This is a genomic window from Streptomyces sp. PT12, from assembly GCF_003311645.1.
In the GTDB taxonomy this organism is placed as follows: Bacteria; Actinomycetota; Actinomycetes; order Streptomycetales; family Streptomycetaceae; genus Streptomyces.
In genome coordinates, this window is record NZ_QEST01000287.1 from 13,102 (window position 1) to 39,416 (window position 26,315).

Here is a 26,315-nt window from a genome sequence, read left to right on the forward strand (position 1 = left end):
TGGCACGGGGGCGGCCGGATGAACGGGTGGTGGGCGGGGTGTGGTGGTGATGCGTGCGCGCTTGTGGAGGAGTGCCCGGTGCGGGGGGTCATTCGGGGGCGCGGCTACGGAGGGTCCGGTGGCGAACGCCGCCTGACCCTCGGTAGCCGCTCACCGACACGGCCCCCACCGCGCGGCCCCGACGGCCGCCGACGAGGCGTGCGAGAGGGTGGAGGAGCCGCCCGCCGAGCCCGCCGTAGGCGTTATTCCGCCACCGCCTCCTCGTAGTCGAGATCCGCCTCCGTGAGGCCGATCTCCCGCATCGTCGCGTGGATCATCTCGATCGACGCGCGGTCCGTCGTGCCGCGCCAGACCGGGAGGTCCATGCGGGAGGCCAACTCCGGTGCGAGTTCGCTGATCTCGGGCAGCGCCTCGCGGAACGCCTCCGGGTCGGCCGCGATCGCCTCGGCCGTCGCCGTGACGCCCGCGCGGAACGCCGCCGCCGTCTCCGGGTCCTCTCCGACCTTGTCCGATGTCATCAGATAGGTGCCGATCTGGAGGCTCGGCATGGCCGCCGTGTACGGGCGGGCGATCGGGCGCAGGCCCTGGGAGGCGCCCACCGTCGCGAACGGCTCGATCAGCAACCCCGCGTCCACGTCGCCGCGTTGGATCGCCGCGGGCATGTCGGGGAAGGGCATCTCGACGAACGACACGTCGTCGTTGGAAAGGCCCGCCTCGGCCAGCACGGCGTGGATCACGACGTCGTTGATGTTCTGGAGGGTGTTGACGGCGACGCGCCCGCCGTCCAGGTCGGCGGCCGAGGTGATCGGGCTGTCCTCGGGGACCATGAGCGAGGAGAAGTCGTCGTCGGGGGACTCCGACGTGCTGGTGCCCGCCGCGATCATCTCGATGGGCATGCGGCGGCCCATCGCGATCAGCGCGGACACCGCGTTCGACCCGGCGACGTCGATGTCGCCACTGAGCAGCGCGGGGATGACGCTGGCGCCGCCCGCCGAAGGGCTCAGCTCGACGTTGAGGCCCTGTTCCTCGAAGTAGCCCTCGCGGATGCCGTAGGCGAGGAACGACGCCGGGGTGCCCGCCGTCTCCGAGACGACCAGGGTGTCGCCGTCGCCGCCGCCAGAGACGCCCGCGCCCGACAGGTCGCCGCCGTAGTCGGTGCACGCCGCGGTGGACAGCAGCGCGAGCAGCCCGGTGATCAGCGCCGTCGCGCGCCGCCCTCTCACGCCGCCACCGGCCCGCCGTCGAGCGCGGCGAACAGCTCGCCGCGCAGCCTGCCGAACTCCGGGTGCGCCTTGGTCTCCACCTGGTCGCGGTCGCGCGGCAGGTTGACGGTGACCTGATGGCCGACGTTCGCCGGTGGGCGCAGCACCAGCACGCGGTCGGCGAGGTAGACGGCCTCGTCGATGTCGTGGGTGACGAACAGGACGGTGATCCCGTACCGCTTCCACACGCCGAGCAGCAGGTCTTCGAGGCCCGAGCGGGTCTGCGCGTCCACCGAGGCGAACGGCTCGTCCATCAGCAGGACGCTCGGCCGGTACGCCAGCGCGCGGGCGATCGCCACGCGCTGCTGCATGCCGCCCGAGAGCTGCCAGGGATAGCGGTTGCCGCGCCCCGCGAGCCCCACCGCGTCCAGCGCCTCATCCGTCAACGCCTCGGCCTCGCGGCGGTCGACGCCCTTGTAACGCAGCGGGAACGCGACGTTGCGGCGCACGGTCATCCACGGCAGCAGCGAGCGGCTGTAGTCCTGGAAGACGAACGCCATGTCCTCGGGCGGTCCCGTGACGGGCTTGCCGCGCAGGCTGATCTGCCCCGAGGTGGACGGGATCAGGCCCGAGAGGCAGCGCAGCATGGTCGTCTTGCCGCACCCCGACGAGCCGAGGATGCACACGAACTCGCGGTCGGCGACGGTGAACGACAGATCGGCCACGGCGGGGGCGGCGTGCGGGTCGGGGCCGTAGACCTTCCGCAGGTTGGCGACTTCAAGCATCGGTCTTCTCCGTGGACGTGGACGCGGACGTGGAGGTGGACGTGGAGGCGGACGAAGGGGTGGCCGGGGTGGCCGTTTCCGCAACGGGATCAGCGCGGGCGCGGGCAGCGCCCTCAGGAACTCCACCACGGGCTCGGCCGCGGTGCGCAGCACGCGGGATATGCCGAGCAGCAGGCCGATGGCGACGCCCAGGACGACGGAGACGGCGTAGCCGCTGAGCATGCGCGCGAGGCTGGGCACCAGGTCGCTGCCGACCCGGTCGAAGAGCCACAGCTCGCGGAAGTACTCGAGGATCTCGCCAAGCGGCGGGAAGTAGAAGCTCTGCGCCCGGTGCGACCAGAGGCCATAGCCGATCAACAGGGCGGCGGGCAGGGCGAGTTCGAGGAGCAGACCGAGGGCGCGGCGGCTTGTCCCCCGCCCGGTCGTGCGGATCATGGCACTCATGAGGCCACCTCGGCGCGCTGGGACGGGTGCCACCGCAGGAGGCGGCGTTCGATCGCCTGGAACGCGGTGTTGAGCGCCCAGCCGACCAGCCCGGTGACGATGATCAGGGCGTACATGCGGGGGAGGTTGGCGTTGGACTGGGCGACCACGATGGACTGGCCGAGCCCGGGGGCGCCCACCACGAGCTCGGCCGTGACGGCGAGCACGAGCGCGATGGCCGAGGCGATGCGCAGGCCCGTCGCGATGTAGGGGGCGGCGCTGGGGAGCGTGATGCGGAGGAAACGCGCCCGGGGCGGCAGCCCGTAGCTGCGGGCCGTGTCGTGGACGAGCGGGTCGACATCCTGAACGCCATAGATCACCTGGAGCAGGATCGGCCAGAAGGTGACAAAGACGATCAGGAAGACTTTCATCTCCAGGCCGACGCCATAGACCAGGACGGCCAGCGGGACCCGCGCACCTCCGACGACGCGGGCGGCCGCTTCGGCTGACCGCTCAGGCGGGCTCGAGGCCGTGGCCGCGCAGCCACGCCGCGGGGTCCACGGGCGAGCCGCCGTAAGGGCGGACCTCGAGGTGCAGATGCGGGCCCGTGGAGGTGCCGGAGTTCCCCGAGTAGGCGATGACCGTTCCGGCCTGGACATAGCCCGAGGTGAACACGGTGCTGTCGAGGTGCGCGTACCACGTCTCCGTGCCGTCGGCCGCGGTCAGGATGACCATCGTGCCGTAGCTGGGGTGGAACTGCGTGGCGATGGTCCCGTCGGTGACCGCCATCACCGGGGTGCCATAGCTGACGGGGAAGTCGATGCCGGTATGGGTTGACATCCAGTTGACGCCGGACTGGCCGAACGACGCGCTCAGGCCGCGCTGTTCGACGGGGAGGAAGAACTTCTGCCGGGCCGCCTCGGCCGCCGCTGCCGCCGCGGCGGCCTCTTCCTCCTCGCGCTCCTCCTGCTCCTCCAGGTCGATCCGGCCCTGGGTGCGGCTCGCGCGGTCCGCGTAGTCGTCCACCGCCTGGGTGAGGCCCGTCAGCTGGGTGTCGAACTGCTCGTTGGCGGCGACCTGCTCCACCTCGGACGTGTCGGGCGCGGCGACGGGCGGGGGCTCCTCCACCGTGTCGGACTCGGACACGGTCGCGGCGGTGGCGACCGCCGTCACGCCGAGGACGGCGAGCGAGGGCGCCGCGACGCTGAGGAACGCCGACCGCCGCCGGGGCGATGTCCTGCGCCGCCTGCTGCGGGCCTCGGGGTGGTACGCGGCTGCGTCGTCGGTCTCGTCGGTCTCGTCGGACCCGGCGTCGCGGGTGTCGCGGGCCTCGGGGTCGGCCTCGGCGGCGGCCGCCTCCGCTTCGCCGTCGGGCTCGGCGGCGCGCGGGGCCTTAGGCTCGTCCCGCTCGGGAGCCGCGGCCTCGGCGGCGCCATAGGTCCCGTCCACCGCGTAGCCACCGTCGGCGGCGTCGGCGTAGCCGTATGCGTACCCGTCGGCGCCGTCCGTGTCATGGCCCGGCGCGTAGCCGTAGCCGTGCGCGGGGGTCGCGGGGGACTCGGCGTGCGGCGCCTCGGCCGCGGTGGCCGCCGCGCCGGACCAGTCGCCGGTCTCGTACGCCGTCGCCGCCTGCCCGTACCACTGCTGATGCTGGTCGTGCGGGAGGTCGTGCGCCTGCGGCTGCTGGGGGACCCACGCCTGGGCCTCGTAGGGCGCGTAGGAGTCGTATCCGCCGCCGTACGCCTGGTGTGTCTGGTGCGCCTGCTGGAGCTGCTGCGCCTCGTAGGTCTCGTGGCCCGCGTACCCCTCGTGACCCGCGTACCCCGTGTAAGCCTCGTATCCGTCGTATCCGGTGGAGCCGTCGTATCCGGCGGAGGAGCCGAAGCCGGAGAGATCCGGGTGTCCGGAGACTTCCGACAGCAGACGTTCGCTCACCGATTACGCCTTTCGGCTCGACGACAGGAGCTGGGTGTGGGGCCAGGCGGCTGCGGTTCGGTCGGTGACTGTACCCGGCGGTATGCCGCGCCGACAATCTTTCCCTGGCTATTCGCGGGTTTTGAGGAGCCTGAAACGGGCAATAGGCCGCCTTTCGACGGCTCTTACCATCGTTGCCGCACGTTGTGTTCGATAAAAGTTCGAATAGGGTGCGTGTGATTTCCTCCTCGCGCCCGTATCGGCGGGCAGCGTGGTGCGCGATGCTGTGGTCAACGGCCGTTAACGGCGTTCTGGGAGGCTTGAGATGGGTGTATCGGGTCAGATCCGCGTCGTGGTGGCCAAGCCGGGGCTCGACGGGCACGACCGGGGCGCGAAGGTGATCGCCCGCGCCCTGCGCGACGCGGGCATGGAGGTCATCTACACCGGGCTCCACCAGACCCCCGAGCAGATCGTGGACACCGCGATCCAGGAGGACGCCGACGCGATCGGCCTCTCCATCCTCTCGGGCGCGCACAACACCCTCTTCGCGCGCGTTCTCGAGCTGCTGAGGGAGAAGGAGGCGGACGACATCACCGTCTTCGGCGGCGGGATCATTCCCGAGGCCGACATTCCCCCGCTCAAGGCCGCCGGGGTCGCCGAGATCTTCACCCCGGGCGCCCCCACCACGGACGTGGTCGCCTGGGTGCGCGCCACGCTGGCCGCGCGCGCCGAGCCCGAGGGCCCCGCCGAGCCCTCGGGGCCAACTGTGACGGGACTCACCACGGAGGTGTGACCCACCAATTTTCGGGGCCCCCTGACCCCCGGATACGCTCGACTCCGGACATGCCGCGTGCTTTCGGCGTTTGCCTGGCAGCGCGGCCACGCGGCACGCCCACGCTGACAACTGCACCGCGACAACACCGCGGGAACACTGACAAGGGACTGAACGCGTGGACCTGTTCGAGTATCAGGCGAGGGACCTCTTCGCCAAGCACGGCGTACCGGTGCTGGCCGGCGAAGTCATCGACACGCCAGAGGCGGCCCGCGAGGTGACCGAGCGACTCGGCGGTCGCGCGGTCGTCAAGGCGCAGGTCAAGACCGGTGGGCGCGGGAAGGCGGGCGGCGTCAAGCTGGCCTCCGACCCCGACGACGCCGTGGCCAAGGCGGGCGCCATCCTGGGCATGGACATCAAGGGGCACACGGTGCACCGCGTGATGCTGGCCGAGACGGCCGACATCGCCGAGGAGTACTACGTCTCCTTCCTCCTCGACCGCACCAACCGCACGTTCCTCGCCATGGCGTCCGTCGAGGGCGGCGTGGAGATCGAGGAGGTCGCGGCCACCAACCCCGAGGCGCTGGCCAAGATCCCGGTCGACGCGATCGAGGGCGTGACCGAGGAGAAGGCCCGCCAGATCGTCGAGGCGGCCCGTTTCCCCGCTGAGATCGCCGACCAGGTGGTCGACGTCCTCCAGAGGCTGTGGACCGTCTTCATCGCCGAGGACGCGCTGCTGGTCGAGGTCAACCCGCTGGTCAAGACGGGCGAGGGACGCGTGATCGCGCTCGACGGCAAGGTGTCGCTCGACGCCAACGCCGAGTTCCGCCAGCCCGAGCACGCGGCCCTTGAGGACAAGGCGGCCGCCAACCCCCTCGAGGCCGCGGCCAAGGAGCGCGGCCTCAACTATGTGAAGCTCGACGGCGGCACCGTCGGCATCATCGGCAACGGCGCGGGCCTCGTGATGAGCACCCTCGACGTCGTCGCCTACGCGGGCGAGAAGCACGGCGGCGTGAAGCCCGCCAACTTCCTCGACATCGGCGGCGGCGCCTCCGCCGAGGTGATGGCCAACGGGCTCGAGATCATCCTGGGCGACCCCGAGGTCAGGTCCGTCTTCGTCAACGTCTTCGGCGGCATCACCGCGTGCGACGCGGTGGCGAACGGCATCGTGCAGGCCCTGGCGCTCCTCAAGACGAAGGGCGAGGACGTCAACAAGCCCCTCGTCGTCCGCCTCGACGGCAACAACGCCGAGCTGGGCCGCAAGATCCTCACCGACGCCGACCACCCGCTGGTCGAGCAGGTGGACACCATGGACGGAGCGGCCGACCGCGCCGCCGAGCTGGCCGCGAAGTAAGCCGCGAAGCGAAGGGCAACGAAACAGCCATGGCTATCTTCCTCACCAAGGAGAGCAAGGTCATCGTCCAGGGGATGACCGGCTCAGAGGGACAGAAGCACACCCGCCGCATGCTGGCGTCGGGCACCACCATCGTCGGCGGCGTCAACCCCCGCAAGGCGGGCCAGTCGGTCGACTTCGACGGCACCGAGATCCCCGTCTTCGGCGGCGTGGCCGAGGCCATCGAGGCCACGGGCGCGGATGTGACCGTGATCTTCGTGCCGGAGAAGTTCACCAAGGCCGCGGTCGTCGAGGCGATCGACGCCGAGATCCCGCTGGCCGTCGTGATCACCGAGGGCATCGCGGTGCACGACACCGCGTCGTTCTGGGCGTACGCGGGCCAGAAGGGCAACAAGACGCGCATCATCGGCCCCAACTGTCCAGGACTGATCACTCCTGGCCAGTCCAACGCGGGCATCATCCCCGCGGACATCACCAAGCCAGGCCGCATCGGGCTGGTCTCCAAGTCCGGCACGCTGACGTACCAGATGATGTACGAGCTGCGCGACCTCGGCTTCAGCTCGTGCGTCGGCATCGGCGGCGACCCGATCATCGGCACCACCCACATCGACGCCCTCGCGGCGTTCGAGGCGGACCCCGACACCGACCTGATCGTGATGATCGGCGAGATCGGCGGCGACGCCGAGGAGCGCGCGGCCGACTTCATCAGGGCCAACGTGACCAAGCCGGTCGTCGGCTATGTCGCGGGCTTCACGGCCCCCGAGGGCAAGACGATGGGCCACGCGGGCGCGATCGTCTCGGGCTCGTCCGGCACGGCGCAGGCGAAGAAAGAGGCCCTTGAGGCGGCGGGCGTGAAGGTGGGCAAGACCCCATCGGAAACGGCCCGCCTGGCCCGCGAAACCCTGGCCGCGGCCTGACGTTTCCCGCTCCCCACACCCTCACCCCCTCCCGCCCGCCCCATCCCCCCTCACGGGGGCTCAAGGGGCGGGCGCGGTCATGTGCGCCCCCCTCCGTGCCCGTTGCTCACCGTAACGGATTACCTTACGATCGGTAACGGCGGTTGCGGCTGTCGCGACGAGAGGAGGCCACGATGGCCCTTCCCTGGGAGGCCGATCCTTCCGCGTTATTCGCCCGTCGCCTGGGCAAGTCGGCGGCGGAGCTTGGCACCACGGATGGTGAGGACGGGTGCCCCGACATCTGGCAGCTCGACAACGGAGACGTGGCGGTGATAGGCCGCGACCTGGCGGCCGCCTACCAAGGGCGTCTCCCCGAGGACGTCACGGTTGGCGCCCATGAGCGGCTGGTGATCATCCCCGGGATCATGCCGAGTTCGGCGAAGGCGGACATCCCTGATGCTTGAGACATATCACCTGGCCCTCGAAGGAGCGGGTGGCGAGAGGCTGGATCTCGGCGACTACCAGCGGGAGTTCGCGGAGCGGCATCGTCGGCTCCGGGGTCGGGACTCGTGGAAGTTCGAGCGGCGACAGGACTTCATCGAGCTGGACCACCGCGGCTATGACGCGTTCCGGGCGGGCCGTTGGGAGGAGTCCATGCGGCTGCTGGACGACCGGCGCGAGAGCCTGCGCGAGACCATGCGCGAACGCTCCCTGCGCGCCACCGTCTTCCATCGGGTCCGCGTGGTGGAGGAGCCGCTGACGCCCTATCTCCAGTGGGAGTTGCGGTCCCTGGCCGTCCAGGCCGAGTGCGGCGCGGCGGTCCGCGTCGTCCCCGCGGAGCGCGTGCGGCGTTTCGAGGAGTCGGGCCCGCTGCCCGAAGTCGTGGTCCTGGGCGGGGAGACGCTCTACCACGTCCTCTACACGGCCGAGGGCGTCGCCAACGGCGCGATCCGCATCGACGACGGCGCCGTCGTCAGCTCCTGGACGGCGCTCATCCGCGATCTCTACGCGGACGGCGAGGACGTGACGGCGTACGTCGACCGCTGTGTCGCCACGCTCCCGCCCCCGCGGGTGGGGTCAGGGGAGTAGCGGAACGCCGTGGACGAGAAGGATCGCGGGGGCGGCGACGAAGCCCAGGGCGGCACGCGTTCGGAGCTGTCCGGGGCCTCGCGCGACGTCGTGCACCTGCGGTATCGCGTCGCGGAGGCGTACTGGCTGATCACCCTCGGGCACGCCCAGCGGGCGGCGGGCGAGGCCGAGGCGTCGCTGGAGTCGTACCAGCGCTCGGCCGCGCTGCACCGGCGGCTCGGCGACCCGAGCAGGGAGGCCCTGGCCTGGCAGGGCGCCGGTGAGGCATACCGGGAGGCGGGGCGTTCGGACGAGGCGGCGGCGTTCCTCCGACGAGCCGCCGCCTCGCACCGGGACCTCGGCGATGCCTGGCACGACGCCCTGGCCCTCGACGCCCTGGCCACGACCCTCGCCGAGGCCGACCCCGGGACGGCGCGCCAGCACTGGGCCGAGGCCCGGCGCCTCTTGGCGGGCCACGACGACCCCCGAGCGGCCCGCGTGCGCGCAGGGATCGAACGCCGCCTGGCCGACCCGCCCACGCGCTGAGGCGCGCATGGGGACGTCGGCGGGTGCGCCGTCGCTCAGTTCCGTCGACGCGCGCAGGGAGAGGATCAGGGAGCGAGAAGTGCGCCCCTTGCGCCCGCCCTGCGCATGAACGCCGCCCTGGCCCGCGTCCCCGGTGGGGGGCGGGCCGCCCGGGGTGGTCCGCCCCCGTTCCGTCACTGCGTGATGGTGTCGTTGCCCGGCCAGCCGATGATGATGTCCTCCCCGCCGTCGCCGGTGATCGTGTCGTCGCCCGCGCCGCCGACGAGGAGGTCGTCGCCCTCGCCGCCCGAGATGTGGTCGTCGCCCGAGTCGCCGTAGACGATGTCGTTGCCGTCCCACGCGTCGATCGTGTCGTTGCCGGGGCCGCCGTGGAACACCTCGTCGATGGGCTGGCCCATCAGGTGGTCGTCGCCGTCGCCGCCGAGCAGGACGCCGTTGCCCATCAGCATGTCGTCGCCGTCCTCGCCCAGGACCAACTCCGCGGTGTGGGCGTGCAGTTCGTCGTTGCCGTCGCCGCCGCGGACCAGGGTGACGCCCGGCTCGCTCGTCATCGCCGAGTCGTCGCCGTCGCCGAGCAGGACGCGGATGTCGTCCGTCAAGTCGCTGTTGGTGGGCAACTCGCAGGCGACGAACGTCTCGTCCTCCGGGTCGGGGTGCGCGCAGTGCTCGCCCGGCGTGATCGGCACCACGTCCGTGAAGCCGACGCGCCGGACCTCGGGGCCGGTGTCCATCGAGAAGACGTGCAGGTCGTTGGCCTCGGGGCCGCCCTCGAACACGATGGACTGGGTGAACCCTTCCCAGTTCGCGCTGACGGTCGTGGTGCTCTGGGCGGCGGCGGGTGTCGCGCCGAGGCCGGTGGCCACCAGGGCCACAACGGCCGCGGAGGAAGCGGGGATGAGCCGTGACCGCATCATGAGTGCGTCCTCACTTCGGGGAGGGAGTTGTCGTGTACGGTGCAATCCCCATAACTCTCCTGCATCGCGTGCGTCCCGTCCACACCTCGGATGCCGAGTGCCGCGTGACCCGTTGTGTCCGTCGGCGACCCGCAGGTAACGCCGCCGCCGGGGGGCCTCGGCCCCGCTCCTGCTCGACCCGGTCGCGGCGCGGGGCGGGCGTGGGGACGCCGACCGCGCTCTATCCCACGCTCATCGCCGCCACCAGCGCCGCGAACGACAGCAGCAGGGTCACCGTGGTCAACGCCCAGGCGTGGGCGCGGCGTTCGGCCGCGGCGCGGATCGTGAGCGGGGGGCGGGGGGTGACCGGCTGGGTGGCGGCCATCGCGCGCAGGCGGGGGGCCAGGTCGGGGGCGGCGAGTGCCTTCCTCGCGTGGGCGAGGCGGCTCTCCGCCGCCGCCGTCGTCGCCTCGGCCTCCGCGGCGGTCTCGGGGAGGTCGAGGCCCACCGCGTCGTGCAGCACCAGGCAGCGGCGCTGGCCGCGGGGGAGTGCGAGCAGGGACGCGAGCAGGCGCCGGTCGTCGGGCGGGACCGTGCGGAGGTCGGGGGGGCGGCGGCGCGGGATCAGCAGGGGCCAGGGTGAGAGCGCCCGTTCGTGGGCCGCCGCCCGCACCCATCCGGCCGGGTCCCGGTCGACGGCCACCTCGGGCCAGCGCTGCCAGGCCAGGTGGAACGCGTGGTCGACGGCCCGTTCCGCCTGGCGCCGCCTGCCGCAGAGCAGGAATGCCTGCCGCACCAGCGACACCGCGTGGACGGAGTAGAGCCGGTCGAAGGCGGCGGCGGGGCCACTCGTCATCGCCGCCCCACCAAGAAGTGCGTAAAAAAGTACATAGGCACATATTGGGCGACACGGCAGTGAGAACCCGTTACCTCCGCCCGCCCGGCGTTGTTGGCAGCATGGCCGCGTGCGACACGTGCGACAGGTGCGACACCTACTCGAAGGGCTCCTGGCCGCGGGGCTCGGGCTCGGCGGCCTCGCCGCGCTGGTCCTGCTGCTGTGGACCCTCTCGCCCCACCCCCACGGCGGCGCCGATGGCGCGCTCCGCATCGCGGCCGACCTGTGGCTCCTGGCCCATGGCACCGAGCTGACGCGCGGGCAGGCCCCCGTGGGCGTCACGCCGTTGCTGCTCTCCGCGCTCCCCGCGTGGCTCCTCTTCCGCGCCGTGCGCGCCGCCGACTGGCGGCCCGAGCCCGACGAGGGGGCGCGCGCCGCGCTGTGGACGACCCTCGGCTACCTCATCGCCGCCACCGCCGCCGTTCTCTACACGCTGCCCGCCGACATCAGCGCCAAGCCGCTGAGCGCCGCCGTGCACGTGCCGCTCTTCGCGCTGGTCGCCACGTTCGCCGGGGCCTGGTCGGTCACCGGGCCGCCCGAGTGGCTGCGCGAGCTGCTGCCGCCCGCGCTCGACGGCCGCCGCCTGCGCGCCGCGACGCGCGTCGCGTTCGCCGCGCTCGTCGCCTACGGCGCGGGCGGCGCCCTGCTCGCCATCGGCGGGCTCGTGCTCGACGCGTCCGCGGCGCAGAACGGGTTCGGCCAGCTCAGCGCCGACTGGCCCGGCAGGCTCGCCGTGCTGCTGCTCACCGTCGCGCTGCTGCCCAACGCCGCGCTGTGGGGCGCCTCCTACGGCCTCGGCCCCGGGTTCACCCCGGGCGGCGGCGCGACGGTCGCTCCGCTGGCGTTCACCGGTGAGCCCCTTGACCTGCCGCCGTTCCCGCTGCTCGCCGCGCTGCCGTCGGGGACGCCCGACAACGCCGCCCTGTGGGTCGCCGTCGCCGCCGTGCCCGCCGTCGGCGTCGTCGCCACCGCGTGGTACGCGACCGCGGCCGCCGTTCCCGTGCCGGGCGAGCGCCGCAGCGCGTCGGGGTGGGCGGGCACCGCGCTGACCGCCGCGCTCGCCGCGGGCGCGACGGGCGTCGCGCTCGGCGTCCTCGCCGCCTACGCGGGAGGGCCGCTCGGCACCGAGGAGCTTGCGGCGTTCGGGCCCGACGGGTGGCTGGTCGCGGGGGCCGCGTTCGCCTGGAGCGCCCTCGTCGGGGTGCCGCTCACGCTGGCCCTGCGCGCGTGGCGGCTGCGCCGCCCCCGCTGGCTGCGCGCCCTGGCCGCCCGCGCCGTGCCGCGGCGCAGGGAGCGCGTCAGGACGCGCGGGCGCCGCCGCGCGGGGAAGGGCGACGCGTGGCACACCACCGTCGCCCGCCGCACGCGCTGGGCGGCGCTCAAGAAGTCGTCGGGGGCGCTGGTCGAGCCTGAGGGCGAGCCCCGCCCCTGAGAGGGCCGCCCCCGGCAGTCGGCGGACCGATCGGCGGGGCCCCTGATCCGCAGGAGGGGCGCCAGTGCCGCGTCAGTTCTGCTCGCCCAGGATCGGCCGCAGCTGACTGGGCAGCAGGTCCTCGCACGCCTCGCGGGACGGCGTGGTCAGCGCGTCGTCGACGCAGTCGAAGTAGTCCTTGTAGACCAGCTGCACGGTGTATGTCGCGGCCACGATGAACAACGCCGCCGACGCCAGCACGATCCCCGAGACCGCCGCCGCGAACTGCGGCCGCGCGCGCGGGGGCCCGGGCGCGGCACCCGGGGGGCGCGTGGGCGGAGCAGAGGGCGCCTCCTGCTTCCCCTGCAACTCCTCAAGCCGCCGGTTGCGCGGCTCGCCCGGCTCGCCCGGCTCGCGCGGGCCGCCGCGCAGCGCGCTGATGCCCCAGTAGAGGGCCAACGCCCCGAGCAGCAGCGCAAGCCACTCCCAGCCGAGCAGCCCGCCGAACACGCCCCACATGCCCGCGAGCACGGCGTACCGCGCGTGCCGCTGGCCCGGGTCCGAGGGGTCCCAGCGCGACGTGCCGCCCGGGCCGCCAGCCCGGCCGCCGCGCTCCTGCTCGCCCGGTGGCTCGCCGAACCCCCCGCCGCCCCGCCTGGGCTGGCGCCTGCTCCACTGGCTGCCCCAGCGCTGCCGCTGGTCGTCGCCGCCGTCCTGGGGGCCGCCTTCGCCCTCGCCGTTCCCCTCGCCCCGGCCGTTCCCGCCGTCGGCGTCCCCGCCCTCGCCGTTCCGCCGCTGGTCGGATCCGCCGCTGTGCCGCGGCTGCCAGGGCCGGTCGGGCGCTCCCTCCGGGGGCGGGGCGAAGGGGTTGTCCTCCTCGCTCGGGCGGTCCTGCCGGTCGGAGGCGCGGCGTCGGTCCGTCATCGTCGGTCCGTCATCGTGGTCGTCGAATCTCCTTCGTGGGCACGGCGCATCGGCGCCGTCTCCTCGACCGTACCTGGCCGCGGCCGTCCCGGGGCACGGGGGGAGCGAGGCGTGCCGGTATCGTTGCGGCGCAGGCTTCCACCGGCCGCGGGGTTCACGACCCCGGGACCGGCACCAGGACAGAGAAGAGACACCCACCGTGGCCGCAGCTCCCGAGCAGCCGTCTCCGGCGCGCGTCGTCGTCCTCGTCTCCGGATCCGGCACCAACCTCCAGGCGCTGCTCGACGCCAGGGCCGAGCGCGGCCCCGCGTACGGCGCCGAGGTCGTCGCGGTGGGCGCGGACAGGCCGGGGATCGAGGGGCTGAAGCGGGCCGAGAGGGCCGGGCTCCCGACGTTCGTCCACCGGGTCGCCGACTATGACTCGCGCCCCGACTGGGACCTCGCGCTCACCGAGTCGGTCGCCGCGCACGAGCCCGACCTGGTGGTCTCCGCGGGGTTCATGAAGATCGTGGGCGCCGACTTCCTCGCGCGGTTCGGCGGCAGGTTCGTCAACACCCACCCCGCGCTGCTGCCCAGCTTCCCCGGGGCGCACGGGGTGCGCGAGGCGCTGGCGTACGGCGTCAAGGTGACCGGGTGCACCGTCCACTTCGTGGACGAGGGCGTCGACTCGGGGCCGATCATCGCCCAGGCCCCGGTGGTGGTCCACGAGGGTGACGACGAGGCCACCCTGCACGAACGCATCAAGGACGCGGAACGGGCGCTGCTCGTGGACGTCGTGGGGCGGCTCGCCCGCGACGGGTACCGCATCGAGGGACGGAAGGTGTTGATCCCGTGACCGGCGAAGAGACGACGAGGCGGCCCATCCGGCGCGCGCTGATCAGCGTGTACGACAAGACGGGCCTGACCGAGCTGGCGCGCGGGCTGCACGAGGCCGGGGTGCGCGTCGTGTCCACCGGCTCGACGGCCGCGCGCATCGCGGAGGCGGGCGTGCCCGTGACCCCGGTCGAGGAGGTCACCGGCTTCCCCGAAGCCCTCGACGGCCGGGTCAAGACGCTGCACCCGCGCGTGCACGCGGGCCTGCTCGCCGACCTGCGCCGCGCCGAACACGCCGCGCAGCTCGACGAGTTCGGCATCGAGCCGTTCGACCTGCTGGTGGGCAACCTCTACCCGTTCCGGCTCACCGTCGCCTCGGGCGCCTCCTTCGACGAGTGCGTGGAGCAGATCGACATCGGCGGCCCCGCCATGGTGCGTTCGGCCGCGAAGAACCACCCCTCGGTCGCCGTGGTGACCGACCCCGCGGGCTATGACGACGTGCTCGCGGCCGTGGCCGCTGGCGGGTTCACGCTCGCCGAGCGGCGGCGGCTGGCCGCGCGGGCGTTCGCGCACACCGCGGAGTACGACGCGGCGGTGGCGGCCTGGTTCGCGGAGCTCGAGGCGTCGGGGACGGCCGGGGGCGAGCACGCGTTCGCCGAGCGGACCACCGTGACCTTCGCCCTGGAGCGCGTGCTGCGCTACGGCGAGAACCCCCACCAGGCGGCGGCGCTCTACGGCGACGGCACGGGCGCGGGGCTCGCGGCGGCCGAGCAGCTGCACGGCAAGGAGATGTCCTACAACAACTACGTGGACACCGAGGCGGCCCGCCGCGCCGCCTATGACCACGAGGCGCCCTGCGTGGCGATCATCAAGCACACCAACCCCTGTGGCATCGCGGTCGGTTCGGATGTCGCCGAGGCGCACCGCAAGGCGCACGCGTGCGACCCGCTGTCCGCCTACGGCGGCGTGATCGCCGTCAACAGGCCCGTGTCGGTGGCGATGGCCGAGCAGGTCGCCGACATCTTCACCGAGGTCATCGTGGCCCCCGGCTACGAGGAGGGCGCCGTCGACGCCCTGGCCCGCAAGAAGAACATCCGCGTGCTGCGCTGCCCGGAACCCCCGCTTGCCGCCACCGAGTACCGGCCCGTGGACGGCGGCGCGCTCGCGCAGGTCACCGACCGCTTCCAGGCCCCGGGCGACGACCCGGCCACGTGGCGGCTGGCCGCGGGGCCCGCGCTCCCGGAGCCCGAGCTGGCCGAGCTGGCGTTCGCGTGGCGCGCGGCCAGGGCCGTGAAGTCCAACGCCATCCTGCTGGCCGCCGATGGCGCCACCGTCGGCGTCGGCATGGGCCAGGTCAACCGGGTCGACTCCGCGCGCCTCGCGGTCCAGCGCGCCGGGGCCGAGCGCGCGGCGGGCTCGTACGCGGCCTCCGACGCGTTCTTCCCGTTCCCCGACGGCCTCCAGGTGCTGGCCGACGCGGGCGTCAAGGCCGTGGTGCAGCCCGGGGGTTCGGTCAGGGACGAGGCGGTGGTCCAGGCCGCCGAGGCGGCCGGGATCACCATGTACCTCACGGGGACGCGGCACTTCTTCCACTGAGCGCCGCTGAGCCGGGGCGCCGAGCCGCGGCACCGAGCCGGGGCGCCGTCCCGCCCGCGGTCCGGCTCAGGGGTGGTCGCGGTGGAGCAGCCCGACCACGACGTCGTGCACGACCTCGTGGTCGCGCGGGTCGTACAGCCGGTGGGGGCCGCCGTCGAGGGTGTACCACTCGGCGGCGCCCGCGTAGCGGACGCGCAGCGTCAGCTCGCCGTCCGCCTCGGCGCCCGTGCACAGCTCGAGTTCGCCGGTGATGACGCCGACCTCCTTGGTCATGACGCCGCCCCTGGGGGCCGTGAAGGTCGAGTACCTGTCGTTCACGTTGGTGTTCACGCTGTCGTTCATGACCGACATCCTCCCGGGACGGCCCGGCTCCGCCGCGTATTGAACGCCCTTGAAACGCCGTTGAACGCCGTTGAACGCCGCTGTCGCGCGCCCGGCGCGGTGGCCCGGCGCGCGACAGCGGTGCGCGGTGTGAACTCTCAGGCGACGAGCGGCACCTGGGTGCCCTCGGGGGGCGACTGGTACTGCTGGTTCACCTTGTTGATCTCGGACTGGTAGTAGATGATGTACGCGCCGAGGACGATCGACAGCACGCAGCCGAGCCCTGGGCTGCACGTCTCGGGCAGGCCCGCGGCGCGCTGCGCCTGCTGGATGCGCTTGCCCGTGTTGTACGCGCTGACGAACGGCGGGATGATCAGGTAGCCACCGGGGATGAACGCCAGCACGCTGAGCGCCGGGTTGGCCTCGATGCGCGGGTCGAAGCGGTTGAGCTCGCTCTGGATCTTGGCCCACCACACCAGGCCGTAGATGCCACACGTGATCATCGTGAGCAGCCATGTCACGCCGGGGCCCCGGGTCGGCATGGCCTGCCCGAAGCCGACGGGCTGCATGCCGCCGCCCGGCGGGACCGGCGCGTTCTGCCCGTAGGGCACGGGCGGGCCACCGGGGCCCGGCTGGCCGCCCGCGGGTCCCGGGTAGGGCCCTGGCTGCGCGCCCGGCGCCCCCGGCTGGCCACCGGGCGGGCCCGAGGGCGGATAGGGCCCTGGCGCGGCACCCGGCTGGCCACCGGGCGCTCCGGGCTGGGGACCCGGGTAGGGCCCCGGCTGTCCTGAGGGCGTCCCCGGGTAGGGGCCCGGCTGGCCGCCCTGGGGCGGGTAAGGCCCCGGCTGCCCACCCTGCGGCGGCTGGCCGGGAGGGGACTGGTAGTTGCTCACGTTCGTGGGCTCCTCATACGTGCTTGAACGGTTGGGCCGGGGAAACGGCCGCGCGTCCCGCCTCGGCGCGAACGCGCGCGCAACGGCGCGGGCACCCATGCGGGGCGCCTTCCGCCGCGCCCCCCACCTCATCCGGCCCGGCCCGTCATTTGATCGTCCCGGCGCCGCCACTGTCCACCTGGGGGACGGGACTGTGGCGAAGCTGCAACATGGTGAACGGCACGGCGGCCCCGCCGGATTGGTCCCCCGGCCCGTCCATCCGCGAGGATGGGGGCATGAGCGCGCAGATTCTCGACGGCAAGGCGGCGGCCGCCGCCATCAAGCAGGACCTCACCTCCCGGGTCGCCGGGCTCGCCTTCCACGGCCTCGTGCCCGGCCTCGGCACGCTGCTCGTCGGCGACGACGTGGGCAGCCAGAAGTATGTCGCGGGCAAGCACCGCGACTGCGCCGCCGTCGGGATCGCCTCCATCCAGCGCGAGCTGCCCGCCACCGCCACCCAGGCGGAGATCGAGGCGGTCGTCGCCGAGCTGAACGCCGACCCGGCCTGCACCGGCTACATCGTCCAACTCCCGCTGCCCCGCGGCATCGACGCCAACCGAGTGCTCGAGCTGATCGACCCCGCCAAGGACGCCGACGGCCTCCACCCCACCAACCTCGGCCGCCTCGTCCTCGGCGAGGAGGCGCCCCTGCCCTGCACGCCCAACGGCATCATCCGCCTGCTGCGCCGCCACTCCGTCGAGATCGAAGGCGCCCATGTCGTCGTCGTCGGCCGCGGCATCACCGTGGGCCGCTCGCTGCCGCTGCTGCTCACCCGCCGCGGCGAGAACGCCACGGTCACCCAGGTCCACACCGGCACCCGCGAGATGTCGGCGCACCTGCGGCGGGCCGACATCGTCGTGGCGGCGGCGGGCGTTCCGCACCTGGTCAAGCCGGAGGACATCAAGCCGGGCGCGGCCGTCCTCGACGTCGGCGTCAGCCGCGACGAGACCGGACGGATCGTGGGCGACGTGCACCCGGGCGTCGCCGAGGTCGCGGGCTGGATCTCGCCGAACCCCGGCGGCGTCGGACCGATGACGCGCGCGATGCTCCTGGAGAACGTGGTCACCTCCGCCGAGCGCGCGGCGCGCGCCTGAGGCGCGGGGCGGCGGAGGAGAGCGGAGAGGGAGGCGCGTTCATGGATGTGGGCAACGCCGCGGGGCGCAAGCGGCGGCGGATCCGCGACAGATACCCCACGCGCGGCACCGCGCGGCCCGAGGGCGGGCAGCGCACCGCGGGCGGCGACGCGCCCGCGCCCATCAGGCAGTGGCCGCTGCTCATGGTCCTCGGCACGGTGGTCGCAGGGCTGCTGATCACCCTCGCGGACTTCCGCATCGGGCTGCTCGTGTTCGGCGGTGGGCTGATCGCGGGCGCGGTGCTGCGCGGCTGGGTCCCCGCGGTGGGGATGCTCGCGGTGCGGTCGCGGTTCACCGATGTGGCGACCTACGCGGTGCTCGGCGGCGCGATCGTGCTGCTGACGCTGATGGCCGAGCCCGACCCCTGGCTCGAAGTGCCGTTCCTCAGGGACGTGTTGCGCTTCTCCGCGGGCTGAACGGCGGACCCCGGCTGAGGTTGCCCCCGGCTCAGGTTGCCCCCGGCTCAGGTGTCCCCTGGCTCAGGTGCCCCTGAGCCAGGAGGCCACCGTGTCGGGGTGCTCGGTCACCCAGCGCTCGGCCGCGGCGGCCGGGGTCAGCCCCTCGTGGACGATCAGCGAGGCCACGGCGTTCTGGTCCTGCTCGGTCCAGGAGAAGTTTCGCAGGAACGCCGCCGCCTCCCCGCCGTCCGCCGCGAACTCCGCGTTGAGGTACTTCCGCAGCTCGATACGCGGGTAGTACCCCGGCAGCTCCACCTCGGCCAGCTCGACCTGGCTCGACAGCCAGTGCGGCTCCCAGAAGTACGTCAGCAGCGGGAGGCCGTACGCGTCGGCGCGGTGGATCTCCTCCACGAGCGCGTCCTCGCTGCCCGCCGCCCTCGGGCGCAGATCGAGGCCCAGATCCTCGATGATCGCCTCGTCCCGCGTGGCGAACTGCGGGTCGCCCTGGAGGAGTTGGCCCCCCAGCTGGTCGGCGAAGTCGTTGAGGCGGTGCCAGTCGAGCGCCTCGGGGTACTCCTCGGCGAACGAGCGCGGAACGTACCAGCCGACGTGCCCGGTGATCCCGAGCGCGCCGGCGTCCACCACGTGCTCCTTGCGCTCCACATACAGCTCGGCCTTCTCGGGGAGCGCGCCCCAGTCCTCCAGGATGGCCTGGACCGAGCCGTCGCCCAGGGCGTCCCAGGCCGCCTCCTGGTCGGCCTCGAAGCGCTCGACCGGGATGCCCAGCTTCTCCTCGAGCACATACGCCGCGACCGCCGCGTTGGCCTGGCCGCCGGGCCAGTCGGGCACGGCGATCAGGACGGGCGCCGGCTCGCCCTCGCCCAGGACGCCCCCCGCCAGGCTGCACGCGCTCACGGCGGCCAGGCAGAGGGCGCACGCCCCGGCGAGGAGTGGCTGACGTATGGGCATGGTGCGCAGTGTTTCAGATGAGACCCAGACCGCGGACCGCTTCGCGCTCCTCGGCCAGCTCACGCACCGACGCGTCGATGCGCACGCGGGAGAACTCGTTGATGTCGAGGCCCTGGACGATCTCGTACGAGCCGTTCGCCGCGGTGACGGGGAACGACGAGATCAGCCCCTCGGGAACACCGTACGAGCCGTCGGAAGGGACCGCCATCGACGTCCAGTCGCCCTCCTTCGTGCCGTTCACCCACGTGTGGACGTGGTCGATCGCGGCGTTGGCGGCCGAGGCGGCCGACGAGGCGTCGCGCGCCTCGATGATCGCCGCGCCGCGCTTGGCGACGGTCGGGATGAACTCGTCGGCCAGCCACGCCTCGTCGACGGCGTCGGCGGCGCTCTTCCCCGCGATCTCGGCGTGGAAGACGTCGGGGTACTGGGTGGCCGAGTGGTTGCCCCAGATGGTGAGGCGCCTGATCTGGTCCACGGGGGCGCCGGTCTTCTTCGACAGCTGGGACAGCGCGCGGTTGTGGTCGAGGCGCGTCATGGCCGTGAACCGCTCGGCGGGCACGTCGGGCGCCGCGGCCTTGGCGATCAGGGCGTTGGTGTTGGCAGGGTTCCCCACGACCAGGACCTTGACGTCGTCGGCGGCGTGGTCGTTGATCGCCCTGCCCTGCGGCTTGAAGATCCCGCCGTTGGCCTCGAGCAGGTCGCCGCGCTCCATGCCCTTGGTGCGGGGGCGCGCGCCGACGAGCAGCGCGACGTTCGCGCCGTCGAACGCGGCGTTCGGGTCGTCGGTGATGTCGATGCCGGTCAGCAGCGGGAAGGCCGAGTCGTCCAGCTCCATCGCGGTGCCCTCGGCGGCGGACAGCGCCGGGGTGATCTCCAGCAGCCGCAGGCGGACCGGGGTGTCGGGGCCGAGCAGCTGGCCCGAGGCGATGCGGAAGAGCAGGGCGTAGCCGATCTGGCCGGCCGCGCCGGTGACGGTGACGGTGACGGGGGTGCGGGACATGCGGAGCCTTCCCAGGTTAACGACCACTACCAGGCCAGGTTATCCCCCGGCCCACGGGCCCCCACGGGCGCCCGTGGGCCGGGCCCGCAAAGGCTCCCGGCGCGCCTTCGCGACCTGAGACAATGGCGCCCATGGCCACTCAACCTCTTCGCGTGCTGTCCGGGATCCAGCCCACGGCGGGCTCGTTCCACCTGGGGAACTACCTCGGCGCGGTCCGGCAGTGGGTGGCGCTCCAGGAGACGCACGACGCGTTCTACGCCGTCGTCGACATGCACGCGATCACCATCCCGCAGGACCCCGGGCAGCTGCGGCAGTCCACGCGGCTGGCCGCGGCGCAGCTCCTCGGCGCGGGCCTCGACCCGTCGCGCTGCGCGCTGTTCGTGCAGAGCCATGTGCCCGAACACGCCCAGCTCGCCTGGGTGATGAACTGCCTGACGGGCTTCGGCGAGGCGTCGCGCATGACGCAGTTCAAGGACAAGTCGGCCAGGCAGGGCACCGAGGGCACGACCGTGGGGCTCTTCACCTACCCGGTGCTCCAGGCCGCGGACATCCTCATCTACAACGCCCACCAGGTCCCCGTCGGCGAGGACCAGCGCCAGCACATCGAGCTGACGCGCGACCTCGCCGAGCGGTTCAACGGGCGCTACGGGCAGACGTTCACCGTGCCTGGCGCGTACATCCTCAAGGACGCGGCGAAGATCTACGACCTCCAGGACCCGTCGATCAAGATGAGCAAGTCGGCATCGTCGCCCAAGGGCATCGTGTGGCTGATGGACGAGCCGAAGGCGTCGGCGAAGAAGTTCCGCAGCGCCGTCACGGACACCGGCACGGAGATCCGCTTCGACCGGGAGGCCAAGCCGGGCCTGAGCAACCTCCTGACGATCTACTCCGCGCTCACCGGGATCTCGGTGCCCGAGCTTGAGGAGAAGTTCACGGGGCAGCTGTACGGCCCGCTCAAGACGGAGCTGGCCGAGGTGTTCGCGCACTGGGTGGCGCCGTTCCGGGCCCGCACCCTGGAGTATCTGAACGACCCCGCCGAGCTGGACCGCATCCTGGCGGACGGCGCGGCCAAGGCGCGCGAGGTCGCCGCCGCCACGCTCGCCGAGGTGTACGACAAGGTGGGCTTCCTGCCCGCGGGGCCGCGGGACTGAGCGGCGGGACGGGCTGAGCAACGAGACGGACAGACAGGACGGACAGACAGGAGGGCGAAGTGGTGGGGACGGTCACCCTCGGCGTGTCCATCCCGGTGCCGGAGCCGCACGGCAGCAGGTTGCAGCGCCGCCGCCTGGGCTTCGGGGACGCCGCGGCCTCGGGCATCCCCACCCATGTGACGCTGCTGCCGCCCACCGAGGTCGCGGCGGCCGACCGCCGGGCGATCGAGGACCATCTGGCCGCGATCGCCGCCGAGGCCAGGCCCTTCCCGATGCGGCTGCACGGCACCGGCACCTTCAGGCCGCTGACGCCCGTCGTCTTCGTGCGGGTGGTCGAAGACGTCTCGGCGTGCGGCTGGCTCCAGGAGCGGGTGCGCGCGCGGGGCGGCCCGCTCGCGCGCGAGCTGCCGTTCCCCTACCACCCGCATGTGACGGTCGCCCACGGCATCCCCGAGGACGCGATGGACGCCGCGCAGGCCGAGCTCGCCGCGTACGAGGCGGCCTGGACCGTCCCGGGGTTCGCCCTCTACGAGCAGGGCGCGGGCGGGGCGTGGAGCCTGCGGCGCGAGTTCACGTTCACGCCGTGCCCACGGCAGCGCGGCACGAGGGCGGCGTCGCGCGAGAGGCCCCTGGAGGCCGCGTAACCGCGGGGCGGCCCGCCGCCCCGCTGTGTCATCTCCCCTGCTGGGGGCACTCGCGTCTACCGTGAGCCCCGTCATGGACAGACTGACCAGGACGCGGGGGATCGGCCCCGCGGTGGCGTGGTTCCTGCGCGGCCGGGCCTGGCGCGTGTACCGGCACCTGGACGACAGGGCCTGGTCGAGGCTCGCCGCGGCCATCACGTTCACCAGCTTCATCGCGTTCTTCCCCGTCCTCGGCGTGGCCGTGGCCCTCGGGGTCGCGGTGCTCGGGCGGGGGCGCGTCGGCGACATCGAGCGCTGGGCCTCCGACCAGGTGCCCGGCATCTCCCAGCGCCTCGACCTGCACACGCTCTTCGACCAGGCGGGCACGATCGGCCTGATCTCCCTGCTCCTGGTGCTGCCCACGGGCGCGAGCTGGGTGGACGCGCTGCGCGGCTGCCTGCGCGCGCTGTGGGACCTGCCCGACCCCGAGGCGAACCCCCTGCTGCGCCGGGTGCGCGACCTGGGCGTGCTGGCCGGGCTCGGCGTCGTCTCGCTGCTCTCGCTCGGCGTCTCGGCGCTGGCGACCGGCGCCGTGCACTGGGCGGCGCGCACCGCGGGGACGGGGTGGCCGATCCGGGTGGCCGCCTATGCGCTCGCGATGGTCGTGACGTTCTTCCTGCTGGTCTATCTGCTGGTGCTGCTGCCCGGCGTGCGGCCGCCCAGGCGCGCCCTCGTGGCGGCGTGCGCGGGGGGCGCGGTCGGCTTCGAGCTGCTCAAGGCGCTGCTCGGCAGCTATCTGACGGACGTGGCCACCAGGAACGTGTACGGGGCGTTCGGCGTCCCGATCGCCCTGCTGGTGTGGATGAACCTGATGGCCAAGCTCCTGCTGATCTGCTGCGCCTGGACGGCGACCGCGGTCACTCCGGCGGAGCGTCCCCGCGCCGACGCCATGGACGCGACGGGCGGGACAGGCGGGAAGGACGCGAAGGACGCGGCGGGTGGGAAGGGCGCGAGGGGCGCGCCAGGGGAAGGGGATGGCGGCGGTGGAACAGATACGCCGCCCCCGCCACCACGGCCAGACCCGCCGCGGTGACCCCGAGCACCGTGAGCCCCGTGGAGGAGATCCCGTCTCCGCCGCCGCCCGCGGCGCCCTCCTGGCCCGTCGCGCCCGGACCCGCGGGGTTGGCCCCGTCGGCGTCCGCGCCGCCCGTGGCCTCGCCGGGCTCGCGCGGCGGGTCCTGCGGCAGCTCGCTCAGGGGCGGCACCAGCTCGCCGATCGGCTCCACCGAGTCGGCCGCCGCGAATCCCCAGTCGAAGAGGGCCGCGGTCTCCCGGTAGACCGTCAGGCTGTCGCCCTCGGGGTCCATCACGGTGACCAGCAGCACGCGCCCGCCGCGCTCGGCGACGCCGGTGAACGTGTACCCGGCGCCCGAGGTGTAGCCGTTCTTCACCCCGGCGACGCCCTCGTAGCGCTCGAGCCCGGGGGCGCCGACCAGCAGGCGGTTGGTGTTCTGGATCTCGTAGGTCTCCCGGTCATCGCCCTCGCCCTCGCCGGGGAAGTCGGCGCTGGGCGTGGCGGCGTACGCGCGGAAGTCGGCGTTCTGCATGCCGGAGCGGGCGATGAGGGTCAGGTCGTAGGCCGACGACACCTGCCCCTCGGCGTCGTAGCCGTCGGGGCTCACCACGTGGGTGTCGTTGGCCTGGAGGTCGTCGGCGCGCTCGTTCATCTCGGCGACGGTGGGCTCGCGGCCGCCGTTCATGGCGGTCAACGCGGCCACCGCGTCGTTGCCCGAGGCCAGGAAGACGCCGTGCCACAGGTCCTCGACGGTGTAGGTCGCGCCGTCGTCGAGGCCGACGGCGCTGCTGCCAGGGCCGAGGTCCGCCATGTCGTCGGGGTCGGCGACATAGGTGTCATCGCGGTCGAACTTCGGCAGCAGCGCGTCCGCGAACAGCATCTTCAGCGTGCTCGCTGGCGGCAGCGGCCGGTGGGCGTCGCGGGCGGCCAGCACGTCGCCGCTCTCGGCGTCGGCGACGATCCACGACCTGGCGGTGAGGTCGTCGGGCAGCGCGGGCGCGCCGTCGTCGGCGCGCACCTGAGGGCGGGGGCTGGCCAGTAGCTCGCCGCCCACCGCCGACCTCTCGGCGGGCGGGTCGTCGTCGTCGGCCGCGGCGCCAGTGGCGGGGGCGAGCAGCGCGGGAGTGACTATGGCCAGCACGAGCGCGCGAACAGGCATCCGAAGGGAGGGCGAGCGAGTGAACGGCACATCACGAACTTACCGTTGGCCGTCCCCGAGCTGACCAGTGGTGCGGCTCAAACCGGTGACTGGCCCCGATCCGGAGGACGCCCCGACGGCGCCGCATACTGGTCGGACAAGAAGCTGAAAGGACGTTCACCATGGGCGTTTTGATCGTCATCCCGCTGGCCGTGGTGGCGGTCGTGCTCGGCGCGATCCACTGGTATCTGTGGAAGCGCCTCGTGCGGGACGTCTCGGCGCAGGGGAGCCGGTACCGGACCGCGGGGGCGGTGGCGCTCGCGGTGCTTCCGGTGCTGGCGGTGTTCTCGTTCGCGGGGCGCGAGATGGGCGTTCCGTTCGGCGTGCAGCGGTTCACGGCGTGGCCCGGCTACCACTGGATGATCGCGATGCTCTATCTGCTGCTCACGCTGGGCGCGGCCGAGGTGGCCAGGCCGCTGGTCCTGCGGGTGCTGCGGCGGCGGGCGCGGGGGCGCGCGGCGGGGGAGCCCGCGTCCGAGCCCGAGCCCGAGCCCGCGTCCGAGCCCGTTCCCGTGGCGGCGGGGGCGGGCGGCGCGGGGGCGAAGGATCCGGCCGAATTCGCGGCGGGCGAGGTCGGCGCGGCCGGGGAAAGCGCTGGCGGCGAGGGTGCCGACGGTGGTAGGGGCGGCGGCGCGAAGGGCGCGAAGGACCTGAGGGCCCCGGACGACCCCGCCGAGCTGAGCCGCAGGCTGCTGGTCTCCCGCGCCGCCGCGCTCACCGCGGGGGTGGTCGCGGCCGGGGCCCTCGGCTATGGCTCGTGGAACGCGCGCAACCTCAGGACCAAGCACGTCACCGTTCCGCTGGCCAAGCTGCCCCGCGCGGCCCACGGCTACCGCGTCGCCGTGGTCAGCGACATCCATCTGGGCCCGCTCATGGGCCGCTCGCACTGCCAGCGCGTGGTGGACACGATCAATCGCGCCCAGCCCGACCTGATCACCGTCGTCGGCGACCTCGTGGACGCCGAGGTGGCCGACCTCAGGACCGCCGCCGCGCCCCTCGCCGAGCTGGGCGCGCGCGACGGCGCGTACTTTGTGACGGGCAATCACGAGTACTTCGTCGAGGGCACGGGGGAATGGCTCGACCACCTGCGCGAGCTGGGCCTGCGCCCCCTGGAGAACGCCCGCGACGAGCTGCCCCACTTCGACCTGGCCGGGGTCAACGACCTGGCGGGCGAGGGCACCGAGGGCGGCGGCCCCGACTTCGGCGCGGCGCTCGGCGACCGCGACCCGCAGCGGGCGTCGATCCTGATGTCCCATCAGCCGGTCACCATTCACGACGCGGTCGACCACGGCGTCGACCTCCAGCTCTCGGGCCACACCCACGGCGGCCAGGTCTGGCCGATCACCTATCTCGCCGCGCTCGCCAACCCGACCCTGGCGGGCCTCGAACGCTACGGGGACACCCAGCTCTATGTGAGCCGCGGTGCAGGCGCCTGGGGGCCGCCCGTCCGCATCGGCGCCGATCCCGATGTGACGATCATCACGCTGGAGTCGGGGCAGTCCTGACCTCGGCAAACAACAACTGAGTGCGATTGTCCTGTTTTCGTCTCAAGCTGTCGTGCGAGTCAACTATTCGTCCCGCTCCGGTGTCTTGGATAACGACCAGGGAACAAAGTGACAGCGTGGCGGACACACAACGCTGTGGCGGAGGTGCGGTGGGCAATGGCGGACGAGATCGAGATCGGGATCGAGGCCCTCGTCATCCGAGGCCGGGTGCGTGACTCCCTCGGGGTCGCGCTGCCTCGGGCCGTGGTGACCCTGACGGGGCCAGGGGGTGGGCGGAGCCTGGTGAAGACGCGCAGCGCGGACGACGGCGCCTTCACGGTGACCGCCCCGACGCGCGGGGACTACCTGCTGGCCGCGTTCTCCCCCCAGCTGGGCAGCCAGAGCGTGGCCGTCAGGCTCGAAGGGCGCCCCGTCGAGGTGGAGTTCCGCATCGATGTGCCGGGCGCCACACTTTCCGACTGACCCCGACCGACCCCGACCGACCCCGGGTGACCGCGCCCGCACCCCTCGGTGATCAC

General features: G+C 73.2%; 27 protein-coding genes and 1 pseudogene. 16 read left to right on the plus strand and 12 right to left on the minus strand.

The genetic code is table 11. The annotated features are described in order from the left end of the window. Nucleotides 1-242: 242 nt before the first annotated feature. The 4 genes from DEH69_RS30375 to DEH69_RS33285 are packed head-to-tail and all read right to left on the minus strand — an operon-like array spanning nt 243 to nt 4,345. Complete coding sequence (locus tag DEH69_RS30375) at nt 243-1,223, minus strand: ABC transporter substrate-binding protein (protein WP_113690217.1); 981 nt, start codon at nt 1,221-1,223, stop codon at nt 243-245. Next, a complete protein-coding gene (locus DEH69_RS33280; RefSeq protein WP_258535074.1) occupies nt 1,220-2,431 on the minus strand; it encodes an ATP-binding cassette domain-containing protein in 1,212 nt (403 codons plus the stop codon). The genes DEH69_RS30375 and DEH69_RS33280 overlap by 4 nt, the downstream gene beginning before the upstream one ends. Further along, nucleotides 2,428-3,009 (minus strand): ABC transporter permease, encoded by a 582-nt coding sequence (locus DEH69_RS31905; protein ID WP_369008285.1) that lies wholly within the window; start codon nt 3,007-3,009, stop codon nt 2,428-2,430. The genes DEH69_RS33280 and DEH69_RS31905 overlap by 4 nt, the downstream gene beginning before the upstream one ends. Then, nucleotides 2,924-4,345: a M23 family metallopeptidase gene (locus DEH69_RS33285; RefSeq protein ID WP_113690219.1), complete on the minus strand. Its 1,422-nt coding sequence runs from the start codon at nt 4,343-4,345 to the stop codon at nt 2,924-2,926. Before DEH69_RS33285 ends, DEH69_RS31905 begins: the two co-directional genes overlap by 86 nt. A gap of 304 nt (nt 4,346-4,649) precedes the next feature. Here DEH69_RS33285 and DEH69_RS30400 point away from each other — a divergent pair, with 304 nt between their 5' ends. The 6 genes from DEH69_RS30400 to DEH69_RS30425 all read left to right on the plus strand — a co-directional run bounded on the left by DEH69_RS30400 (nt 4,650) and on the right by DEH69_RS30425 (nt 8,960). Beyond that, nucleotides 4,650-5,117, plus strand: coding sequence for a cobalamin B12-binding domain-containing protein (locus DEH69_RS30400; RefSeq protein WP_258535075.1), 468 nt, complete (start codon nt 4,650-4,652; stop codon nt 5,115-5,117). A gap of 157 nt (nt 5,118-5,274) precedes the next feature. After that, the gene (gene sucC / locus DEH69_RS30405) at nt 5,275-6,450 is read left to right on the plus strand and encodes an ADP-forming succinate--CoA ligase subunit beta (RefSeq protein WP_113690220.1); all 1,176 of its coding nucleotides are present in this window, start codon (nt 5,275-5,277) and stop codon (nt 6,448-6,450) included. A gap of 29 nt (nt 6,451-6,479) precedes the next feature. Next, nucleotides 6,480-7,367: a succinate--CoA ligase subunit alpha gene (gene sucD, locus DEH69_RS30410; protein WP_113690221.1), complete on the plus strand. Its 888-nt coding sequence runs from the start codon at nt 6,480-6,482 to the stop codon at nt 7,365-7,367. 173 nt (nt 7,368-7,540) lie between these two features. Further along, nucleotides 7,541-7,810: a hypothetical protein gene (locus DEH69_RS30415; protein WP_113690222.1), complete on the plus strand. Its 270-nt coding sequence runs from the start codon at nt 7,541-7,543 to the stop codon at nt 7,808-7,810. Further along, a complete protein-coding gene (locus tag DEH69_RS30420) occupies nt 7,803-8,435 on the plus strand; it encodes a DUF6879 family protein (protein ID WP_113690223.1) in 633 nt (210 codons plus the stop codon). Before DEH69_RS30415 ends, DEH69_RS30420 begins: the two co-directional genes overlap by 8 nt. A 9-nt stretch (nt 8,436-8,444) precedes the next feature. Further along, nucleotides 8,445-8,960, plus strand: coding sequence for a tetratricopeptide repeat protein (locus tag DEH69_RS30425; RefSeq protein ID WP_113690224.1), 516 nt, complete (start codon nt 8,445-8,447; stop codon nt 8,958-8,960). A 173-nt stretch (nt 8,961-9,133) separates the two neighbouring features. Here DEH69_RS30425 and DEH69_RS30430 read toward each other — a convergent pair whose 3' ends face one another. Both DEH69_RS30430 and DEH69_RS30435 read right to left on the minus strand, forming a co-directional pair. Next, nucleotides 9,134-9,874: a calcium-binding protein gene (locus DEH69_RS30430; RefSeq protein WP_113690225.1), complete on the minus strand. Its 741-nt coding sequence runs from the start codon at nt 9,872-9,874 to the stop codon at nt 9,134-9,136. 220 nt (nt 9,875-10,094) lie between these two features. Next, nucleotides 10,095-10,709 carry a sigma factor-like helix-turn-helix DNA-binding protein gene (locus DEH69_RS30435; RefSeq protein WP_258535076.1) on the minus strand — a complete coding sequence of 205 codons (615 nt, stop codon included), beginning with the start codon at nt 10,707-10,709 and terminating at the stop codon, nt 10,095-10,097. A 109-nt stretch (nt 10,710-10,818) separates the two neighbouring features. Here DEH69_RS30435 and DEH69_RS33290 point away from each other — a divergent pair, with 109 nt between their 5' ends. Then, complete coding sequence (locus tag DEH69_RS33290; protein WP_258535077.1) at nt 10,819-12,180, plus strand: DUF6350 family protein; 1,362 nt, start codon at nt 10,819-10,821, stop codon at nt 12,178-12,180. A gap of 72 nt (nt 12,181-12,252) precedes the next feature. Here DEH69_RS33290 and DEH69_RS30445 read toward each other — a convergent pair whose 3' ends face one another. Beyond that, nucleotides 12,253-13,083: a hypothetical protein gene (locus DEH69_RS30445; protein ID WP_113690227.1), complete on the minus strand. Its 831-nt coding sequence runs from the start codon at nt 13,081-13,083 to the stop codon at nt 12,253-12,255. 199 nt (nt 13,084-13,282) lie between these two features. On the opposite strand from DEH69_RS30445, the gene purN reads away from it, so the two are divergent. Then, entirely contained in the window at nt 13,283-13,918 is a 636-nt protein-coding gene (gene purN, locus DEH69_RS30450) for a phosphoribosylglycinamide formyltransferase (protein WP_113690228.1), read from the plus strand. Continuing rightward, nucleotides 13,915-15,492 carry a bifunctional phosphoribosylaminoimidazolecarboxamide formyltransferase/IMP cyclohydrolase gene (gene purH, locus DEH69_RS30455; RefSeq protein ID WP_113690229.1) on the plus strand — a complete coding sequence of 526 codons (1,578 nt, stop codon included), beginning with the start codon at nt 13,915-13,917 and terminating at the stop codon, nt 15,490-15,492. Before purN ends, purH begins: the two co-directional genes overlap by 4 nt. Before the next feature lie 66 nt (nt 15,493-15,558). On the opposite strand, the gene DEH69_RS30460 is transcribed toward purH, so the two are convergent. Both DEH69_RS30460 and DEH69_RS30465 read right to left on the minus strand, forming a co-directional pair. Further along, nucleotides 15,559-15,834: a hypothetical protein gene (locus tag DEH69_RS30460; protein WP_258535078.1), complete on the minus strand. Its 276-nt coding sequence runs from the start codon at nt 15,832-15,834 to the stop codon at nt 15,559-15,561. A 137-nt stretch (nt 15,835-15,971) separates the two neighbouring features. Further along, on the minus strand, nt 15,972-16,706 hold the full coding sequence (locus DEH69_RS30465; protein WP_220131363.1) for a DUF4234 domain-containing protein: 735 nt from the start codon (nt 16,704-16,706) through the stop codon (nt 15,972-15,974). 275 nt (nt 16,707-16,981) lie between these two features. On the opposite strand from DEH69_RS30465, the gene DEH69_RS30470 reads away from it, so the two are divergent. Further along, nucleotides 16,982-17,839 carry a bifunctional methylenetetrahydrofolate dehydrogenase/methenyltetrahydrofolate cyclohydrolase gene (locus tag DEH69_RS30470; protein ID WP_113690231.1) on the plus strand — a complete coding sequence of 286 codons (858 nt, stop codon included), beginning with the start codon at nt 16,982-16,984 and terminating at the stop codon, nt 17,837-17,839. A 41-nt stretch (nt 17,840-17,880) separates the two neighbouring features. Beyond that, on the plus strand, nt 17,881-18,294 hold the full coding sequence (locus DEH69_RS30475; protein WP_113690232.1) for a DUF3017 domain-containing protein: 414 nt from the start codon (nt 17,881-17,883) through the stop codon (nt 18,292-18,294). 63 nt (nt 18,295-18,357) lie between these two features. Here DEH69_RS30475 and DEH69_RS30480 read toward each other — a convergent pair whose 3' ends face one another. Together DEH69_RS30480 and DEH69_RS30485 are read right to left on the minus strand one after the other, a co-directional pair. Further along, nucleotides 18,358-19,245 carry a glycine betaine ABC transporter substrate-binding protein gene (locus DEH69_RS30480; protein WP_113690233.1) on the minus strand — a complete coding sequence of 296 codons (888 nt, stop codon included), beginning with the start codon at nt 19,243-19,245 and terminating at the stop codon, nt 18,358-18,360. 13 nt (nt 19,246-19,258) lie between these two features. Then, the gene (locus DEH69_RS30485) at nt 19,259-20,245 is read right to left on the minus strand and encodes a malate dehydrogenase (RefSeq protein WP_113690234.1); all 987 of its coding nucleotides are present in this window, start codon (nt 20,243-20,245) and stop codon (nt 19,259-19,261) included. 131 nt (nt 20,246-20,376) lie between these two features. On the opposite strand from DEH69_RS30485, the gene trpS reads away from it, so the two are divergent. From trpS to DEH69_RS30500, 3 genes and pseudogenes are all read left to right on the plus strand, one after another. Then, nucleotides 20,377-21,396 (plus strand): tryptophan--tRNA ligase, encoded by a 1,020-nt coding sequence (gene trpS, locus DEH69_RS30490; RefSeq protein WP_113690235.1) that lies wholly within the window; start codon nt 20,377-20,379, stop codon nt 21,394-21,396. A 62-nt stretch (nt 21,397-21,458) separates the two neighbouring features. Next, nucleotides 21,459-22,040: a 2'-5' RNA ligase family protein gene (locus DEH69_RS30495; protein WP_113690290.1), complete on the plus strand. Its 582-nt coding sequence runs from the start codon at nt 21,459-21,461 to the stop codon at nt 22,038-22,040. A gap of 73 nt (nt 22,041-22,113) precedes the next feature. Next, nucleotides 22,114-22,920: pseudogene (locus DEH69_RS30500) on the plus strand (YihY/virulence factor BrkB family protein); the annotation flags it as partial. 16 nt (nt 22,921-22,936) lie between these two features. Here the strand turns inward: DEH69_RS30500 and DEH69_RS30505 are convergent. After that, nucleotides 22,937-24,253: a D-alanyl-D-alanine carboxypeptidase family protein gene (locus tag DEH69_RS30505; protein WP_113690237.1), complete on the minus strand. Its 1,317-nt coding sequence runs from the start codon at nt 24,251-24,253 to the stop codon at nt 22,937-22,939. A gap of 161 nt (nt 24,254-24,414) precedes the next feature. On the opposite strand from DEH69_RS30505, the gene DEH69_RS30510 reads away from it, so the two are divergent. Beyond that, entirely contained in the window at nt 24,415-25,797 is a 1,383-nt protein-coding gene (locus DEH69_RS30510; RefSeq protein ID WP_113690238.1) for a metallophosphoesterase, read from the plus strand. Between the two features lie 156 nt (nt 25,798-25,953). Continuing rightward, a complete protein-coding gene (locus DEH69_RS30515; RefSeq protein WP_113690239.1) occupies nt 25,954-26,259 on the plus strand; it encodes a carboxypeptidase-like regulatory domain-containing protein in 306 nt (101 codons plus the stop codon). Nucleotides 26,260-26,315: the final 56 nt, after the last annotated feature.